Source organism: Parafrankia discariae (genome assembly GCF_000373365.1).
Lineage (GTDB): Bacteria > Actinomycetota > Actinomycetes > Frankiales > Frankiaceae > Parafrankia > Parafrankia discariae.
In genome coordinates this window covers 1-17,407 of sequence record NZ_KB891270.1, presented here as the reverse complement: position 1 = coordinate 17,407, position 17,407 = coordinate 1, and the positions used below count along the sequence as shown (strand labels likewise).

Below are 17,407 nucleotides of genomic sequence, written 5' to 3'. Positions count from 1 at the left end.
GCCGGGGTGGATGGAAGCCGGTGGCTGGGGCCTGCTGGCCGGGTCCGCGCTGTTGGTTGGTTCCGCAGTGGGCTATCTGGTGCGACTGCCGCGGCGCGTGGTCGCCTCGGTGATGGCGTTCGGCGCTGGTGTGCTGCTGTCCGCGGTGGCCTTCGACCTGATCTCGGATGCGTACGAGCAGGGTGGGTTGACCCCCACCGTGCTCGGAGCGGTTGCCGGCGCCGTCGCCTATACGGGCTGCAACGTGGTTTTGGCATGGCGGGGGGCGCGGCACCGTAAACGTTCCGGGGGGCAGCAGCCCTCGGAGGACGAGCAGGCGGGCTCGGGCACGGCACTCGCTCTCGGGGCGCTTCTGGACGGCATCCCCGAATCGGTGGTGATCGGTGCGAGTCTGCTGGGCGGCGGGGCGGTCAGCGCGGCCACCGTCGTCGCGGTGTTCGTCAGCAACGTGCCCGAAGGGCTGTCCAGCGCGGCGGGGATGCGGCGAGCCGGCCGCTCCCCGACCTACGTCTTCGGGCTGTGGACTGTCATCGCGCTGATCAGTGGTCTTGCCGCCGTCGTCGGATACACGCTGCTGGGTGGTGTCTCGCCGCTGGTCCTGGCCGCGGTGACCGCGGTGGCTGGCGGCGCCATCCTGACGATGATCGCGGACACGATGGTCCCGGAGGCGTTCGACGAGGCGCATCTGGCGACCGGCCTCATCCTCCTCGTCGGATTCCTGGGGGCGTTCTCGATTTCGGTCTCCGGTCGCTGATCGGCCTGCAGGCCCTTTCGGAGGCTGTATCGCCGCCCACGGAGGCTGGCGGGCTCGCGATTTGCGCGTCTCGAGATTCCCCGCGTCCTGGAAACAGCCCCCTTCGCGCCCACTGCGGCCGGGCGGAGAGCTGGACCTCGGGCTGTAGGTGCGCGTCAGCGCCAGATGGCCTGGTCGTCGTGATGTTTCCGTCCGCGCTCGCGGCGGACGAGACGTCACAGACACGGCATGGGCGGTCAGCTACTGGTGCTGTCGCATCCAGAACGGCAGAGGAGGAAACGCCGACGGCAGCGACGTCCAAGACGGCGGAGTGTCCGACGCCGCCGGTGTGACGATCAGCGGAGAGGTGAGGACAGACTCCGCGTGCGGGGGTACTCGGAGGGGATGTTGGTGCTGCGTACGGGTCAAGAGTCCGAGTGATCAGGGTAGGTCGGGAACGGTCCTCGGTATGGGGTCCGCTGGTGGAGGTGGAGGTGGAAGTGGCGGTGTAGGTCGGCGAGTCCGGCGCGGACCTGGGTGAGCCGGTGTTCGAGGAGCACGATGCGGCAGGCGGCGGCACTCATGCTGTAGGCCGGGTAGGCCGTGCCGTCGATTCTGTGCGGGTGGGTGCCGCCCATCGTGGGCCTCCTGTCCGGTGTCCCCCCGGTCAGTGCTGACCGGGGGGACACCGGGTGTCCGCCTGCCCACGCTGGCCGGCGGCGAGGAATCACGCGGTGATGACCTTGTGGTCGGTCGTGCCCCGGCCGATGGCGATGTGGCGCGGCTTGGCCTGTTCGGCGACCGGGATCGTGATGGTGAGGACACCGTCGACGTAGTTGGCGGTGACCGCGTCGATGTTCAGTCCGTCGCCGAGGACGACCTGGCGGCGGTAGGAGCCGGTGGGACGTTCGGCGACCAGATGCTGGGCGTCGTCCGGGGCGATCTGCTGGCGGGACGCCTGCACGGTGAGGGTGTTGTTCTCCGCGGTCACCTCGACCGAGTCCGGGTTGATCCCGGGAAGGTCGAAGTGCAGGAAGAACGTGTCGCCGGAGCGGTAGCAGTCCATCGGCATCGGCTGCGGGGTCCGTGCCGTGCCGAACGCCTCGCTGGCTAGACGGTCAAAGTCACGGAACGGGTCGAATCGCAGCAGCATCGCCGCGCACCTCCTGTGTCATGACAGAGAAAACGTCTTCTACCTGCGTCGTACCGCCGCACCGCGGCGGCCGGGAAACAGACGGGACGCGCCCGTCACGGCCGTGACCGGCGCGTCACCCTGGGTGGCTGTCGTCGCGTGACGGCAGCCGACACGATGGCAAGCCGGCAGCGGCGCCGTCGCCGACCGCCGTGCGCCACCTCGGGCAGAGCCGCCATCCCTCTCACCTCCTCACCGTCGAATCCTACCCTGTTCGTGACAGAGATTCTACATCAGACAAGATAGATTTTGGGTCTCCGGCGTAGCGGGCCATTGACGCGCGGGACACCGCGACCCGCACTGCTCCCCCGGGTGACCGCCCCGACACCCCCACCCTCTCCCGGACTGTCACCAGCGCCTGGCGCCGCGAGGCGAGGCGTCCCCACCCCCGAGCGGGCAGAAAACGCTCCGCCGGGGCACCCCCCGTGCCGGCCGGCCCCTCGGCTGTTCCTTGCCCGCAACAGGGCCTTTCCGGCGATCCCCTCTCGCTGGTGGGGGAGTGGGTCGACGGTGGTGTCCACGTAGCGTGAGCCATACCGGTCGTACTTGGCCTGGTTGGGTGCGGTCGAGCGCCTGGTGGGCGGCATCAGCGGGGTCGAGCGGGTTGAGGCCCACGATGCGCTCTATCCCGGCCGACTCCGTTTTAGTCGTTTGGGGACTCGCGATCTTGCTCGGCGCGGCTCTCGGAGGACGAATCCGGGCCTGACCCTGGTGCAGCGCGTAGCGGTGAACCGCCGTCCCGACCGTCGCGTCGGTGGGGCGGGGGTACCGCATGGCGAGGCGGGCAAGGTCAGCCCGTCGCCGCATACATGCGGGCCAGGACTTTCTGGCGGCGTCGTCCACTCAGATGGAGGACCTGCACAGCTGCCGTCAGGTGGCGGATGGGTGCGTGAAAGCCGGATCCGCTGTCCCCACCTTCCGCGCCAACGTCAGGAGGACCAGAGGTGGGTGCTGCCCTTGCGTTCAGCCTGCCTACGGGCCGGTCCGTGGCAGGTGGGAATGTTTATCGGGTTGCGGTGTGGCGTACGCTGCCGGCGGCGGCCGTTGTGGTGTCGCGGACCTCGGCGGCGGCGTCCCTGGCTTCGTCCTGGACGTCGGTCGCGGCGTGCTGCGCGGTCTCGCGCAGGGACTCCGCGGCCTCCTGTGCCTTGGGACGCAGCTGATCCGATGCCTTCTGGGCGCTGTCCCTGAGAGGTTCGACGAGGCGTCCTGCCTGTTCCTTCATCTGGGTGCCCGCCTGCTGCTCGGGGCGGCTTGCCGGGATCAGAGAGCTGATCAGGGCGCCGACACCGAAGGCGATCAGGCCGGCGGCCAGGGGGCTGCCTTCTGTACCGCTGCGGACCGCGCCCGGCGCGGCGGCCACGGTGTCCCTGGCGGCACCGGCGGCGTCCTTCACCGTGTCGGCCGCGTCGGAGGCGTAGTCCTGCACCGCACCGGCCGCGTCGGACGCGCGGCTCTGCAGGTCGTCGCCGGCGTCGCTGGCCTGGTCGCGGGCGGAATGGGCGGTGCCCATCACCTTCTCCCGGACGGTGGTCGCGGCGCGGCGGGCGTCGTCGACGCGCCGTTCGGCGACCTTGGACGGGGACACCTTCGCGGACAGGTTGTCGACGTCGGTGCCGAGTCGAGCTCGGGCCGCCTCGATGTCAGCCCTCACTTCGTGCGGTTCGCGGCCCATTGCACGTCCTCCTTGAGGGTGTCGACGGTCTGGGGTGCCCCCGACATGTCTCGCAGTTCCCGTCGGCCTCGTAGCACGAGGGGAACAGCAACAACCAGATAGATCATGGCGACGATGAAGGCCGCCCAGTCGAGGGGAAGCGCCCGGTCGAGCAGGAACATCAGCGCCACGGACGCGAAGAGCAGCGTCATGTAGGCGGCGAACCCGCCGCCGCCGAGCATCCCGGCTCCGCGGCCCGCCCGCCGGCCCTCGTGGCGGATCTCGGCCCTGGCGAGTTCGATCTCCTTACGCACCAGTTCGGACAGATCGCTGGTGACCTCGGACATCAGCTGACCGGCCGTGGACTCACGGACCGCGGTGTCGCTGACACCGGAGCCCCGAGCGGCCTGTTCCGGACGTGTCGCGTCGGACGGGTAGGGGTTGGACACGGCCTACCTCCCCGTGCCCGTTCCGCGCCGGGCTCCCCGGTCCGGCGTGTAGACGTCGGAGGGCGGGGCGTCAGCGCCGCCTCCGGCCGCGACGGGCAGCGGCTCCGCGGAGCTGGGAACACGGCCGTTCCACTCCTCTCCGGCGACGGCGCCCCCGGCAGGGTCGGCCGCGGAGGAGTAGTAACGGCCGTTGGACGCGGCCGGGAACGCCTCCGGCGGGGAGGCTGGCTGCCCGGAAGGGCGGGCCGGCGTCCGGGATGTCGCGCCCCTGACCAGTCGGCCGGTCACGAATCCGCCGAGGAGGGCGCCGGTCAGGAAGACCCCGGGGCGCGCACGTGCGAACGATCGCACGTCCTCCACGAGGTCGGCGGGTTGCCGGTTCTCCAGGTGCTGACCGACGGTGCGCAGCCGCTCCGAAACCATCCGGGCGAGGTCGCCGGCCAGGCCGGCCTCGGCCGGAGCCTGGTCTGCCATGCGGGACAGGCCGTCAGCGAGGTCGCGCACGTGGGACGCGATGCGCTGCTGCTGCTCGGACGCCTGCTGGGTGACCTGGTCGCGGGTCTCGCCCGCGAGATCCCGCGCCTGCCGTTTCGCCTCACCGGCGACGTCCCGGACCTGACGTTGGGCCTCGTCGACGACTCTGGAGGCCTGGGTCCCCGTCTCGTCCGCCACGCGCCTGGTCTGCCCCTGTGCTTCCCCGGCCACGTCGGCTGCCCGACTCCCATCCTGGGACGAACTCTCGGATTTCTGCCCCTCGGTCGTCCAGGTATCTCCCGTCTGATCGATTTTGTCTCCCACCGTTTCTCTTGCTGTCATGATTATTCGCCTCCGTTGATCGGTGTGTCGCCGCCGCCCTACCCCTGCAGGCGACACCCAATCCTTTTCTCCCGGCCACAGAGAATCGGGGTGGGAAACCTGATCCAGGTCGTCCCGGTGTCGTGACAAAAAAATCGGATATTCTGGGCCAGACGTGTCCAGTGGACGCGAGCAGGGCTATCCCTACCGCCCGGGCTCCAGCTGATCTCGTCGATCCTGCGCCAGAGCGGCACCGGGCACACAGGGTGGTCCTGAGTCAGATCGACCGTCAGCCTGACCAGAAATCGCCCTCGATGATCAGGTGCGGAACTGGTCCGAGCTCAACGTCGAACCGTACGACAAGATGGCGATGGACCCCTACACCCGGTGTCGGGTGATCGCGATGAACGGTACGGAACGCGGTCACCCCCGGCTGATCGGGCACCGGAGCGGCCCTCGACGAAACGTGTCGGCGTCTCTTCAAACCTGACATGTTTCGCGGGGCGGGTCGTCGCTGCCTTCATTCGGCATACTCGCCGGCTATCTCACGGTATCGTCCGGGAACGGGCCCAGCGAGTGCGAGTGAGCCAGCGTGACGGAAAGACCCGACCAGATATCCGGTTGACGCCGAAAAGTCGCTTCGGTCCGGCGTCTGTGGAGGCGCGAAAGACGTTCAACGGCGGAACGGTGAGACGTTGGCTGTGGCTGACGGGCTCACGTTCATCGTGTACTCCGAGGGTGCGCGTTACAGTACGTCGACGTCGATCCTAGATGCGCCCTCACTCCGGAGCTGACGTGGCCCTGCGCGAACTTTCTGGTCCGATGACCGAAGACGTTCAACCGCGACATACCCGTAGTCGTGTCAACCTTCTCGGCTATCTGCGCACCACGTCGCACAAGGACATCGCCGTACTCTACGCGGTGACCTCTTTCTCCTTCTTTGTCTTCGCTGGGATTCTTGGGCTCCTCATACGTACGGAGCTGGCGCGGCCGGGACTGCAGTACTTCTCGAACGAGCAGTACAACCAGCTCTTCACTCTGCACGGTACGCTGATGCTCCTGCTGTTTGCGACACCGCTTGCCTTCGCGTTCGCGAACCTGCTCGTCCCGCTGCAGATAGGTGCGCCCGACGTCGCCTTTCCTCGGCTCAACGCGCTGTCGTACTGGTTTTTCCTCTTTGGCGGGCTCATGGTCGTCGCAGGCTTCCTGACGCCGGATGGCGGTGCGGACTTCGGGTGGACGGCGTACGCACCCCTGAACAACAAAACCTACTCCCCGACTGTCGGCTCCGACCTGTGGATCATGGGGCTGGTCGTCTCTGGTCTGGGCACCATTCTCGGCGCCGTGAACATGATCACCACCATCGTCACGATGCGGGCACCCGGGATGACGATGTTCCGGATTTCCATCTTCTGCTGGACCTTTCTGGTCACCTCCATGCTGGTGATCGTCGCCTTTCCCGTTCTGGCCGCGGCACTGCTCGGACTGGAGGCCGACCGCAGGTTCGGTGCCCACGTCTTCGACGCGGACACCGGCGGCGCGATCCTCTGGCAGCACCTCTTCTGGTTCTTCGGCCACCCCGAGGTCTACATCATCGCCCTGCCGTTCTTCGGCATCATCAGTGAGATCATCCCGGTCTTCTCCCGTAAGCCCGTCTTCGGTTACAAGGGCCTCGTGTTCGCAACCATAGGAATCGGTGCGCTCTCCATCGCGGTGTGGGGTCACCACATGTTCGTCACTGGAGCGGTGCTCCTTCCGTTCTTCTCCATACTCTCCTTCCTGATCGCCGTTCCCACCGGGATCAAGTTCTTCAACTGGATCGGCACCATGTGGCGGGGGAACCTCACCTTCGAGACCCCCATGCTCTTCTGTCTGGGATTCCTGGTCACCTTCCTGCTGGGCGGACTGACCGGCGTCATGCTTGCCAGCCCGCCGATCGACTTCCACGTCAGCGACAGCTACTTCCTGATCGCCCACTTCCACTACGTGGTCTTTGGCACGGTCGTCTTCGCGGCTTTCGGCGGCACCTACTTCTGGTTCCCGAAGGTCACCGGAAGAATGATGAACGACAAGCTTGGGAAGATTCATTTCTGGACGTTGTTCCTCGGGTTTCACATGACTTTCCTCGTCCAGCACTGGCTGGGTGTGAAAGGAATGCCGCGGAGGTACGCCGATTATGGGCCGAACGACGGCTTCACCACCCTGCACACCGTGTCCACCGCCGGGTCGTTCCTGCTGGGCGCGTCCACCCTCCCGTTCATGTACAACATCTGGCACTCCTACCGGCGGGGGAGACTGGCGCTCGCCGACGACCCGTGGGGGTACGGGAACTCGCTGGAGTGGGCGACGTCGTGCCCGCCCCCACGCCACAACTTCCTGTCAGTGCCCCGCATCCGCTCCGAGCGCCCCGCCTTCGACCTGCACTACCCGGAGGTCGCCGGAGAGGTCGACTACCATGCCACCCCGGAGCTGCGCTGATTCTGATTGCCTGAAACACCCCGGAACGTCCCGGCTTCTTCCCTGCTGGTGGGGACGACCGGGTGTGTGTCGAGGACGACCGGGAAGACCGGTGGATGACGGACAGGACGTCGAATCGGCGGGATCAACTTCTCCCACCCTGATCACGGTCAGGATGACCTGCGGGAAGGCGTGACCATGATTTCGAGGCGATCGGCCGCTGTCCTATCCGGTGTGGCCGCCACCGTGGCGGCGGGCGGACTCGTCGCGGCGACCCGGCGGTGGTTCTCCGCATCCGCTGTCCTCTCGGGGATGAGGCCGGGTGGCGGCCGTAGCCAGGCGGACTACTGGTTGGCGGTGACCGTCGGCCTGCCGCTGGCGGAAGTCTGCCCGGCTGGTGCGCTGCCCGAGCCGCTCGCCCGCCTCGGTGACGAGATCAGGGTGCGGATCCGGCCGGCGGCCGGTGAGTGGGGCACTGAGCTGCTCGCCCGGCCCGGCCTCGAGGCAGAGGTCTCCCGGGGAGACGTACGGCTGGCGCTGCGGCAGGCGAAGTCGCTGCTGGAGGTCGGGACCGTACTGGAGCCGGACAGCCCGCCGTCGACTCATCCGGGCCCGGCGGGGTGGGTGTTGCAGACGGTGGTGGGGGCGTCGAGGAAGGAGGGGTGGCTGTGAGGGCGCTGTGCTGGGAGGGCATCAACGACGTGCGGCTCCAGACGGTGCCGGACCCGGGCATCCAGCAGGACACGGACCTGCTCCTGCGGGTGCGGCTGAGTACCACCTGTGGGTCGGACCTGCATCTGCTCACCGGCCACATCCCCTTCATGGAGGCCGGCGACGTCATCGGTCACGAGTTCATGGGCGAGGTGGTGGAGGTCGGCCCGGAGGTGAGGCGACACCGGCCGGGGGACCGCGTCGTGGTCGCGTCGTTCATCGGCTGTGGCCGGTGCTGGTACTGCCGGCACGACCTGTGGTCGCTGTGCGACAACACCAACATCAACCCCGGCATCACCCAGACGCTGTGGGGCGCCGATCCCGGCGGCATCTTCGGGTACTCCCACGCCATGGGCGGTTTCCGCGGCAGCCACGCCGAGTTCGTCCGCGTGCCCTTCGCCGACCACACGGCGATCCCGGTACCGCCCGAGGTCGACGACATGAGCGCCCTGTTCTGCTCGGACTCCGTACCCACCGGATGGATGGGCGCCGACCTCGGCGGGGTGCGCCCCGGTGACGTCGTCGCGGTCTGGGGCTGCGGCGCCGTCGGGCAGATGGCGGCCCGCGCCGCGCAGCTGCTGGGAGCGGAACGAGTCATCGTGATCGACCGGTTCGACTACCGGCTACGGCAGGCCGAGCAGGTCTTCGGGCTGGAGACGCTGAACTACGAGCTGACCGACGTCGGCGCGGCCCTACGCGAGGCGACCGGCGGGCGAGGGCCCGACGTGTGCATCGAAGCCGTCGGCTGCGAAGCGCACAGCCCCGGCCCACAGCACGTCTACGACCAGGTCAAAAGCAAGCTGAAGCTGGAGACTGACCGGCCGATCGCGGTGCGCGAGGCCATCTACCACTGCCGCAAGGGCGGCTCGGTGTTCGTCCTCGGTGTCTTCACCGGGGTCGTGGACAAGTTCCCGCTCGGCGCGCTCATGAACAAGGGCCTGACCGTCCGCGGCGCCCAGCAGCACGGTCAACGCTATATCCCCATGCTCCTTGAGCGCATCGGCCGCGGAGAGATCCGTACCGACCATCTCGCCACCCACGTACTGCCCCTGGAGAAGGGCGCGCACGGCTACGACCTGTTCAAGACCAAGGAGGACGACTGCGTCCGAGCCGTCTTCCACCCGTCTGCCCGCGACGTACCTGCTGACACACCCAGGCGGCGGTGACCTTGCGGATCAGGCTTCAGGGCACTCCGGACAGCATGGAGCCTGGGATCGGGGTCGTTCGCACTCTCGGCCTGTCCAGCCGCGCAGAGGTGGACGGCGCGCGACGCATCGCCGTGCTGCGGGCGAACGGGCTGGGTGACTTCGTGCTGAGCCTGCCGGCCCTGGACGCTCTGCGTGCCGCCTACCCGGACGCCCGAATCACCTACCTGGGCCTGTCCTGGCACCGGGAACTGCTCACCGGCCGGCCCGGCCCCTGGGACGAGGTGGACGTGGTGCCGCCCTTCCCAGGCGTCTCCGCCCCACCCGGGCCCGCCCCCGCCGAGCCGGACGAGGAGCTGGTGGCCTTCCTACGCCGCCACCAGGCGGCCCGCTACGACCTGGCGTTCCAGCTGCATGGCGGAGGAGCGCACTCGAACCCGCTGGTCCACCGGCTACACGCGGCCCTCACCGTGGGCGGCCGGGACCGGGACGCCCCGCCACTCGACCGCTCGCTGCCATTCCGCCACCTCCAGCACGAGACGCTGCGCAACCTGGAGATCGTCGGGCTGGCCGGGATCCCGCCGGTGACCCTGATCCCGGAGCTGACGGTGACCGAGAACGATCGGCGTGCCGCAGCCGCCGGCTGCCCGCTGGTGCAGTCCCCGCCCGACGACATGCCGCTTGTCGCGTTGCATCCGGGCGCCGGGGATCCGCGCCGCCGGCTACCGGTGACGGACCTCGCAGCGGTCGTGGAGGCACTGGCCCGCGATGGGGCGGTGATGCTGGTCGTCGGATCGGCGGTGGACCGGCCGCTCGGCGCGCGACTGATGGAGCTGGCAGAGCCGGCGGTGCGGGCGGGCCGGCTGGTCGACCTGACCGGGCGGCTCGGGCTGAGCGGGCTGGTCGGGCTGCTCGCGGCCGCTGATGTGATGATCGGAAACGACTCCGGCCCGCGGCACCTCGCCGAGGCCGTCGGGACGCCGACCGTCGGGGTGTTCTGGTGCGGAAACGTCATCAACGCCGGTCCCCTGAACCGCGGCCGGCACCGCGTCATCACCTCCTTTCAAAACACCTGCCCGCGGTGCGGCGCGCCGCAGGAGCCGCAGCGCTGTCCGCACGACCCGTCCTTCGTCGCCGGGGTACCGGTCGAGGAGATCATCACCGAGGCGCGCGGGTTGCTCGGCCGAGACTGGGCGAGCTGACATGCCCGCGGACGAGTCGAGCACCGGCGGTGAGCCCTTCGTTACCGCTCGGCCCGGCAGTCGGCAACTCCAAGCCACGCAAGCCGCCCGGACGGCCACCGGTCCGTGAGAGATCCAGGAGCCGGTCCCCGCCCGGACGACCAGCATGCCGCGATGCCACAGGGCCGGGAGACCACGCGCCCGAGCCATCGGGTTTCTCGCAGGGCGTTCGATTCCTTGCCGAGGATTTTCGGCCGGTTCGTCTCCCGCCCGACAATCATACGCAGCACTCTTTCACCGAGATCCGCGCCCGGCCCGAGCTGTTCCGGCAGATATGAGGCTCATGGTGGTGCGGTGTTGGCGCCGAACGATCCTGTCTCATCCCGCTACCGGGCGGCCTGCGACATCTACCCGTGACGCAGAGAACTCCGGGTAGCCGCGGCCGGTCTGCGGTAGGCCGCAACCATGACCTAACAGCGACGGCTACCCCAGCGACCTGTCCGATGCCCGATGGAAACTGGTCGAACCCGTACTGACCGCCTGGCGCGCCGAACGCCACCGCAAAGGTCTGACCATCGGACGCCCCCCGACACACGATCTGCGCAGCGTCCTGAACATGGATCCCACGGAATCGAGTCGCCGTGAGGGAACCCGGCGATCTCCTGTATTTCGGCTGACCCCAAGACGGTCACGGGCGCCATCAAAAAATTCCACAGACGGGGAAGGTGTTGTTCCGGAACTCCTTCTCTTCGACGGTTAGAGTGGCACTTTCTTCGCTCATGATCATCGTATTCTTTTCTTCCATCCGGCGGGCGGCCATCATCGACGTCGGCGCCCGATGTAGACGCGTCGGCCGTGCCGCCTGAGCAGCCACCTCGGCGGTCGCCACCATCAACAATCGTCCGATTCCGCGGGTAGATCCTGGGCATTGGTTACTCGTCTCCTGATCGGCGCGGGGAGGAGAGAACCGTCGCCGGACCGGCAGGCCAGTCAGGAGGGTGACCGTGCCTGCTCGCCGGGGTGGTCACCTGCGGTCGGGCCGGTCCGGTCGAGCCCGCCGGATCGGGCGTCCTGGCCCTGCTGGCTGTTCCATCCCTGGACGACGAACACGACCATCATGGCGGCGAGGCAGAGCAGGCCGAGGATGGAAAGCGAGATGGAGAGCGTCCGGTGGTCGCGCAGCAGGGCTGCGGTCGGGTTCAGAGCCAGGCCAGCGCACAGCAGCGCCAGGGCCAGTGACTGCGAGCGTGATGCGCGCCCCGCGAGCGGCCGTCGGAACGGCCGCTGGCGCACGACCTCGGTCAGGAAGTACGTGGCGGCCAGGGCCCAGGCCGCGGCGAGTATGACTGTGACGATCAGATCGGACATTACTGCGACTCCCATGCAGACGGATCGAGGGTGCGTGCGGGCGTCGCGGGCGCCCTTGGACGGACCTGGGCGGCTGGGGGAGGTGTCCGCTCACGGTTCTCCCGCGCTCAGCGTCCAGCCGGTCAGCAGGATGGTGGACATGAGGGCAGCGCCGGGTAGGACCGTGGCCGTGCCGTCCACTCCGAAGCCGAGCGCTCCGCCCAGCAGGACGCCGACGAGCACAAGGCGCGGGGTACGGCGCCACCACCGGCGGGGGTGGGGCGGGGGGTCGTCGCGGACGATGACGAGTCTGCCGTCGGGCCCGAGATCGACGTGCACGCCAGGGCGGGAGGCCAGGCGAAAGTGTTTCGGTGGCTCGCGCCGGATCCCGCCGATGGGCATGAGGCGAATGCCGCCGGGCAGTTCGACGACGAGCGCGCCCACCGGCCCTGACGCCGACGACCTGCCCCGCACGGTCACCTCGGCCTCGTCGGGTATCTCCTCGACTGCCGGGTGCCACATCACCCGCTGCCAGCCGTAGGGCACCGGGTTTCCGATGTCGTTCAGGATGAGCCAGGTACTCGGATGGGTGATGCCCACTCCGTTGGTGTTCTTCCCGATCCGGGGATGGGCGACCATGGCGCGGCCGGGCTGTTCGGCGGCGTGCCGGAAGCGCAGGCCGCGCACAGCCCACCACAGTGGCACGACGACCGCGGCTGCGGCGGCGTATACGAGGAAAACGCTCGGGGTGCCGTTGTCGTCTCCCGTTCCCGAGTCCGCGGGGAAGCCCCGCGGTGAGGGGTCGGTCGGGTCGTAGGCGACGGTGAACCGCTCACCGACGCGATATCGATGATCGACGTCGAACCGTTGCGCATGCTCGCGACCGGTGGCGTCGACCCAGCGGGCCCGTAGGTCGAAGTGCTCTTCGTACCGGTCCTCGACCACTGTGCCGTCGGCGAGGGCGGTCGCCTCGGCGCGGGCTGTGTCGTACCGGTGCGCCCGCCACGCGGTGTCACCGGCGATCACCGTGAATCCGGCCAGAGCGACCGAGATACCGAACAGTGCCACCCGCAGCACCGGGCGCCGGGCGGGCAGGGCCGCCCGTCTCGTCCCAGGGGCGTGGTCGATCCCCGTCACGCCCCCGCCTCCATGATGAATTCGGTGTCGTTGCTTGCTGCGATCAGTGCCCGCACCTGGGTCGCGTCGCCGGAATCTACGGCTTGCTCGATCAGCTCCCGCACATCAACGCTCCGGCCGTCGGGGGAGATGACCACGGCTGTCACCCATCGGCTCGCCCGTTCCCAGTCGGAGTCGACCAGCCTCATGCTGATCACGTTGCCCAGGCAGTCGGAGAGGACCGCGCGGGCAAGCGCGTCGCGCCCCGGCGGTGGCTCGGTGCGGATCGGGGGCTCGATGCGGCGGGCGAGCCCGTGCCAGCCCGTGTCTCTCCTCGCTCGGGCCCACCACCCGCCACTCGTATGGGTTGCGCCTACGGGGACTCCGCCTGACGTGTGGAAGGGGGCGGTCCCATCGCCCGATGCGTGGGCTGCCGACGGGCGAGGAGCGGTAGCGGGAGGTGGACCGGACTCCAGGGCATCGACCGCAGCGGTCACCGCGTCCGGCGTCGTGCCCCGGCCCGTCGCCCGCAGCAAGTCGGTACGTGCCTCGTCGAGGGGCTTGAACAGGTCTGCCGGACTTTCCAGCACGCTTGCGGGGAGCACGACCTGGCTGGAATCGGGGAGCAGCTCCCGTGGAGCCCACCGGTTCAGGTCATCGGCCTGATGGATACGCACCGGCCTGTCGTCGGGCCCGACGACAGGCCGGCAGCGGGATGCCTCGGCGCGTTCGGTGCCCGGCGACGCGGCGTCGCCGATTTCAGCTCTGGCGGGAGTGGGCACCGGTAGTTCCGCCAGGGCAGCCAGACGCGGCTGCAGCGGAAGCCGGACGTGCGCGGCCCAGGGATCCCTGGCCTCGTCCGTCAGGATGGCCGCGGAGACCCACCGGACGACATGTGGATCATCAAGGGCCTCGTCGAGGGCGTCGTACAGGTCCTCGGGGAACGTCCGCTGCTGGGCGAGAACCTTGGTCCAGCGTCCGCCGAGGTGGTCGAACGCCGCCGCGACCAGCGTCGCGCGGGTCAGGGCGGAACGGACTTCGGTGGTACCGAGAACCTCGGCGGCCCGTGCGTCCGCCGCGAGCTCCACCCGCCAGCGGTACCGCTGCGTAGCGTTCAGCAACGCAGCGGAGACGACCCGGCGCGGCGGGAGGCGGCTGGTGAGCGCCTGCGCGACCATGCCGCGGGTGGACGCCAAGGCTCCTTCGCGCCAGCCGGTCAGCTGATGACGGGCGATCTCCCGGGTGACGATGGCCGTGAGCTGCGTGGCGGTGAGCCCACGCAGAAGGGGCCAGCCGAGGAGCAGGCTCGGTGACCGGCCACCGGATCCTGGGTGCACCAGCGCCACCGGAGTCGGTAGAACCCGGACGGCGAGCGGAGCGCCGAAATCCATCCGTTCGGAGGCCCGGAGTATCAGAACGGCAAGGTCGGGTTCATCGTCCGGTCGTAGCACCCGGCCCGGTGGGCGGGCGCTCCGGAGGACCGGGTTGAGCAGGGCCAGCAGCATCCCGACGAACGGCGCGACACCGATCAACCAGTCATGCGACGCGACGGCCAGGCCGACGACGAAAAAACTCAGGACGATACTGTCGATCATTAAGAAGAACCACATGACGATCGCCCGTAGAACGTTTGTCAGGACCCTTCTACGGTCGGCCCTCAACAGGTCGACAGAGGGTGGAATGGTGCTCATGGGCATCCCGAGAAGGGCACGGTGTCCTCTTTCGGAGCAGCACGAAATGATCCGTGGCAGCACGACAGCGAATGTCGTCCAGCCCACGGAACGAGTATCGACAATGGCTACGACCGGGCTCCGGCCCGGACACGGCAATGAAATCGAGGACGACCAGAGGCCTCCAGGGAAGGTCGGCGCAATACAGCTATGGACAGCACGAATTACTTCGCCGACCAGACTTCCCGGCACACCAACATCTACCTTATCGGGTTACTCCTGAACCCGCAAGCGCTTCCGGAACGGAACACTGCAAGCCGTGCCTGACTCGACCCCGGTGCCGCCGGGGAATCCTTCACCAGCGGTCGTTCCCCCGGGCCTGGGAGACAAGGCAAACGTTCTCACACCGTGATGGATGTCACGGGCCGACATAGCCGCCAACGCTGCGGGTATGGCGGCCGTCGCCGGTGATGGTGGGTCGCGGCGGGCCGCGGTGACGAACGAGGGGGGCGCGTCCGTGAAGGTATTACGGCCAGGTGATCCGGTCTGTGTCGGCCCCTACCGACTCGCAGCGCGCCTGGGCAGCGGCGGGATGGGCGTCGTGTACCTGGGGGTGGATGGCGGCGGCCGGCAGGCGGCCGTGAAGGTGCTGCGCGACGACTACGCCGAGGACCCGGACTTCCGGCGCCGCTTCGGCCGTGAGGTCAGCGCCGCCTCGTCCGTCGACAGCCCGCGGGTAGCCCGGCTACTGGAAGCAGACCCGGACGCCGAGGCGCCCTGGCTCGCCGCCGAATACGTACCCGGCTTCACACTCATGGCTCACATCGGGCGACACGGCCCGCTCTCGCCGCACGCCCTGCTCGAACTGGCGATCGGACTGGCCGCCGCCCTCAACGCCATTCACCAGGTTGGAGTCGTGCACCGCGACCTGAAACCAAGCAATGTGATGCTGCCTCCCGACGGGCCGAAGGTCATCGACTTCGGTATCGCCGCAGGCCTGCCCGGCACGATGACCGCGACGGGCATCATCCTGGGCAGCGTGGGCTACATGGCCCCGGAGATGCTCACCACGCAGACCCGTCCAGGGCCAGCGGCGGACATCTTCTCCTGGGCACTCACTGTGGCCTTCGCCGCCACCGGGCGGACCCCGTTCGGCGACGGCCCGCTCGAGGCCCTGCTTCACCGCACCGTCCACAGCGAACCAAAGCTCACCGGTGTCGCAGGCCCGCTGCGGGCGGTGCTTACAGCGGGCCTGTGCAAACGCCCGGAACATCGCCCAGATGCCCCGAGGCTCCTGGCCGAGCTGGCGGCTCTGCGATCATCCGCGCAGGCCCTGACAGTCACCTCTCCCCGGCCTGAGCTCCAGGTATCGGCCTCGATCAGCCCTCCCGCGTCGCCGGGGGAGCCCGCGTCCTCAGGCCCGTTTGACGAGCTCGAGACGCTGGGCTCAGCTCAGCCAGCTGGCATCTCCGGCCTGGGGGAGGGCCTCCCTGGCGAGCGCCCCGCCGGTCCCACGAATCTCCGGCCCGGCGCGCGGATGGCTGTCTGGACGCGCCGGTCGGAACACGCACGACCTTCCCGCCGACAAGGTCTCCTGTTCGGCGCGGGCATGCTCGGCGCTACGGCGGGGATCGCTGGGCTGCTCGTAGCCGCTGGGCCGGAGACAACACCGTCGACCGCCTCGACTCAGCCCCGCGTGCCGGCGGCCCAATCCGCCGTACCGCCAGTGCACGCGTCGGCGGTACAGGTGACGGTCGGCGCGGCCCCCCTCCTCGCTGAGGAGCGGGCAGACACCGCACCCGGACCAGCCCGGCCAGAGCCAACCACACTACGGCCCGTCTCCGATCCCGTTGCGGCCTCGAGCCGGTCCACCCTCGGCGACAGCGGTCAGGGCGCTGCCATCCGTACCCCGCGGCAGCCGTCCGCCCCCATGCCACCAAGCGGATGCGACCCCCTGGACCCGCCGCGAAACTCACAGCACAGCCTCTCTCTCACCGGCGCCTCCTGCCCGGCAGACGGCAGCGAGCAGCCCGCTCGTATCTCGGGGCCAAAGCCCGGTGAAGAGCCTTCCGGCCCACACGATCAACGTCCGACAACCGCGGGACGGCCCAGTCCGCCGTCACCGCTGGCGGAGTCTTCGAAGGACAAACGAAACGGCCACGCCAAGTAGTCCCTCGCCCCCGAGACGCTAACCCCGGGCCGATCAGCGACCGGAGACCGAAATCGAGAACGCCCCCAGGAATCCGACGAGGAGGATGAGGCCGGTCGCCAGATGCGCCTCGTCGAACGCCTCCGGGACCATCGTGTCCGCGATCATCGTCAGGATGGCGCCGCCAGCCACCGCGGTCACCGCGGCCAGGACCAGCGGCGAGACACCACCCAGCAGCGTGTATCCGACGACGGCGGCAAGACCACTGATCAGCGCGATGACAGTCCACAGCCCGAAGACGTAGGTCGGGGAGCGGCCGGCTCGCCGCATCCCCGCCGCGCTGGACAGCCCTTCGGGCACGTTGCTGACGAACACCGCGACGACGGTGGCCGCGCTGACCGCCCCGCCGCCCAGCAGACTCGCACCGATCACCACCGATTCGGGGATGCCGTCCAGAAGCGCCCCGAGAGCGAGTGCCGTGCCCGAGCCCGCCTGCTCGTCCTCCGAGGGCTGCTGCCCCCCGGAACGTTTACGGTGCCGCGCCCCCCGCCATGCCAAAACCACGTTGCAGCCCGTATAGGCGACGGCGCCGGCAACCGCTCCGAGCACGGTGGGGGTCAACCCACCCTGCTCGTACGCATCCGAGATCAGGTCGAAGGCCACCGCGGACAGCAGCACACCAGCGCCGAACGCCATCACCGAGGCGACCACGCGCCGCGGCAGTCGCACCAGATAGCCCACTGCGGAACCAACCAACAGCGCGGACCCGGCCAGCAGGCCCCAGCCACCGGCTTCCATCCACCCCGGC

At 69.0% G+C, this 17,407-nt stretch carries 16 protein-coding genes and 1 pseudogene; 7 read left to right on the top strand and 10 right to left on the bottom strand.

Features of this window, described 5'->3' with window-relative positions; genetic code table 11:
* A partial coding sequence (locus tag B056_RS43775) for a ZIP family metal transporter (protein WP_230203287.1) occupies positions 1-754 on the top strand: 754 nt, incomplete at its 5' end.
* Positions 755-1,158: 404 nt separating this feature from the next.
* Here B056_RS43775 and B056_RS45065 read toward each other — a convergent pair.
* The 5 genes from B056_RS45065 to B056_RS39820 form a co-directional block, all read right to left on the bottom strand.
* On the bottom strand, positions 1,159-1,371 hold the full coding sequence (locus B056_RS45065; RefSeq protein WP_018505831.1) for a hypothetical protein: 213 nt from the start codon (positions 1,369-1,371) through the stop codon (positions 1,159-1,161).
* A gap of 89 nt (positions 1,372-1,460) precedes the next feature.
* Positions 1,461-1,886 carry an Hsp20/alpha crystallin family protein gene (locus B056_RS0131515; RefSeq protein WP_018505830.1) on the bottom strand — a complete coding sequence of 142 codons (426 nt, stop codon included), beginning with the start codon at positions 1,884-1,886 and terminating at the stop codon, positions 1,461-1,463.
* Between the two features lie 1,042 nt (positions 1,887-2,928).
* Positions 2,929-3,600: a DUF3618 domain-containing protein gene (locus B056_RS0131510; RefSeq protein ID WP_018505829.1), complete on the bottom strand. Its 672-nt coding sequence runs from the start codon at positions 3,598-3,600 to the stop codon at positions 2,929-2,931.
* Positions 3,576-4,028 (bottom strand): phage holin family protein, encoded by a 453-nt coding sequence (locus B056_RS0131505; RefSeq protein ID WP_018505828.1) that lies wholly within the window; start codon positions 4,026-4,028, stop codon positions 3,576-3,578. Before B056_RS0131505 ends, B056_RS0131510 begins: the two co-directional genes overlap by 25 nt.
* A 3-nt stretch (positions 4,029-4,031) precedes the next feature.
* Complete coding sequence (locus tag B056_RS39820) at positions 4,032-4,700, bottom strand: hypothetical protein (RefSeq protein WP_018505827.1); 669 nt, start codon at positions 4,698-4,700, stop codon at positions 4,032-4,034.
* 945 nt (positions 4,701-5,645) lie between these two features.
* Between B056_RS39820 and ctaD the strand changes: the two genes are divergently transcribed.
* From ctaD to B056_RS45060, 5 genes and pseudogenes are all read left to right on the top strand, one after another.
* A complete protein-coding gene (gene ctaD, locus B056_RS0131495; RefSeq protein WP_018505825.1) occupies positions 5,646-7,301 on the top strand; it encodes an aa3-type cytochrome oxidase subunit I in 1,656 nt (551 codons plus the stop codon).
* A 213-nt stretch (positions 7,302-7,514) separates the two neighbouring features.
* Positions 7,515-7,952 carry a hypothetical protein gene (locus B056_RS38725; RefSeq protein ID WP_018505824.1) on the top strand — a complete coding sequence of 146 codons (438 nt, stop codon included), beginning with the start codon at positions 7,515-7,517 and terminating at the stop codon, positions 7,950-7,952.
* Positions 7,949-9,157, top strand: a complete 1,209-nt coding sequence (locus tag B056_RS0131485; RefSeq protein WP_018505823.1) for a zinc-dependent alcohol dehydrogenase — start codon at positions 7,949-7,951, stop codon at positions 9,155-9,157. The genes B056_RS38725 and B056_RS0131485 overlap by 4 nt, the downstream gene beginning before the upstream one ends.
* Before the next feature lie 35 nt (positions 9,158-9,192).
* Positions 9,193-10,338, top strand: a complete 1,146-nt coding sequence (locus B056_RS0131480; RefSeq protein WP_020572815.1) for a glycosyltransferase family 9 protein — start codon at positions 9,193-9,195, stop codon at positions 10,336-10,338.
* Positions 10,339-10,813: 475 nt separating this feature from the next.
* Positions 10,814-10,933 (top strand): annotated as a pseudogene (locus B056_RS45060) (IS5 family transposase); the annotation flags it as partial.
* An 84-nt stretch (positions 10,934-11,017) separates the two neighbouring features.
* On the opposite strand, the gene B056_RS43275 reads toward B056_RS45060, so the two are convergent.
* The 4 genes from B056_RS43275 to B056_RS0131465 all read right to left on the bottom strand — a co-directional run bounded on the left by B056_RS43275 (position 11,018) and on the right by B056_RS0131465 (position 14,471).
* Positions 11,018-11,209, bottom strand: coding sequence for a hypothetical protein (locus tag B056_RS43275; RefSeq protein ID WP_020572814.1), 192 nt, complete (start codon positions 11,207-11,209; stop codon positions 11,018-11,020).
* A gap of 98 nt (positions 11,210-11,307) precedes the next feature.
* Positions 11,308-11,685, bottom strand: a complete 378-nt coding sequence (locus B056_RS0131475) for a hypothetical protein (RefSeq protein ID WP_018505821.1) — start codon at positions 11,683-11,685, stop codon at positions 11,308-11,310.
* A 90-nt stretch (positions 11,686-11,775) separates the two neighbouring features.
* Entirely contained in the window at positions 11,776-12,801 is a 1,026-nt protein-coding gene (locus tag B056_RS0131470) for a DUF3592 domain-containing protein (RefSeq protein ID WP_154677341.1), read from the bottom strand.
* On the bottom strand, positions 12,798-14,471 hold the full coding sequence (locus B056_RS0131465; protein WP_035753480.1) for a M48 family metalloprotease: 1,674 nt from the start codon (positions 14,469-14,471) through the stop codon (positions 12,798-12,800). Before B056_RS0131465 ends, B056_RS0131470 begins: the two co-directional genes overlap by 4 nt.
* A gap of 430 nt (positions 14,472-14,901) precedes the next feature.
* On the opposite strand from B056_RS0131465, the gene B056_RS41305 reads away from it, so the two are divergent.
* Complete coding sequence (locus tag B056_RS41305) at positions 14,902-16,620, top strand: serine/threonine-protein kinase (RefSeq protein ID WP_084647288.1); 1,719 nt, start codon at positions 14,902-14,904, stop codon at positions 16,618-16,620.
* 33 nt (positions 16,621-16,653) lie between these two features.
* Here B056_RS41305 and B056_RS0131455 read toward each other — a convergent pair.
* Positions 16,654-17,407, bottom strand: a 754-nt coding sequence (locus tag B056_RS0131455) for a ZIP family metal transporter (RefSeq protein ID WP_230203287.1), incomplete at its 5' end; no start/stop codon positions are given.

What these genes read in the sequence shown, in the direction of transcription:
- B056_RS45065 (WP_018505831.1), bottom strand. Translation starts at nt 1,371, where the DNA reads ATGGGCGGCACCCACCCGCACAGAATCGACGGCACGGCCTACCCGGCC.
- B056_RS0131515 (WP_018505830.1), bottom strand. Translation starts at nt 1,886, where the DNA reads ATGCTGCTGCGATTCGACCCGTTCCGTGACTTTGACCGTCTAGCCAGC.
- B056_RS0131510 (WP_018505829.1), bottom strand. Translation starts at nt 3,600, where the DNA reads ATGGGCCGCGAACCGCACGAAGTGAGGGCTGACATCGAGGCGGCCCGA.
- ctaD (WP_018505825.1), top strand. Translation starts at nt 5,646, where the DNA reads ATGACCGAAGACGTTCAACCGCGACATACCCGTAGTCGTGTCAACCTT.
- B056_RS0131480 (WP_020572815.1), top strand. Translation starts at nt 9,193, where the DNA reads ATGGAGCCTGGGATCGGGGTCGTTCGCACTCTCGGCCTGTCCAGCCGC.
- B056_RS43275 (WP_020572814.1), bottom strand. Translation starts at nt 11,209, where the DNA reads ATGGTGGCGACCGCCGAGGTGGCTGCTCAGGCGGCACGGCCGACGCGT.
- B056_RS0131475 (WP_018505821.1), bottom strand. Translation starts at nt 11,685, where the DNA reads ATGTCCGATCTGATCGTCACAGTCATACTCGCCGCGGCCTGGGCCCTG.
- B056_RS0131465 (WP_035753480.1), bottom strand. Translation starts at nt 14,471, where the DNA reads ATGAGCACCATTCCACCCTCTGTCGACCTGTTGAGGGCCGACCGTAGA.
- B056_RS41305 (WP_084647288.1), top strand. Translation starts at nt 14,902, where the DNA reads ATGGCGGCCGTCGCCGGTGATGGTGGGTCGCGGCGGGCCGCGGTGACG.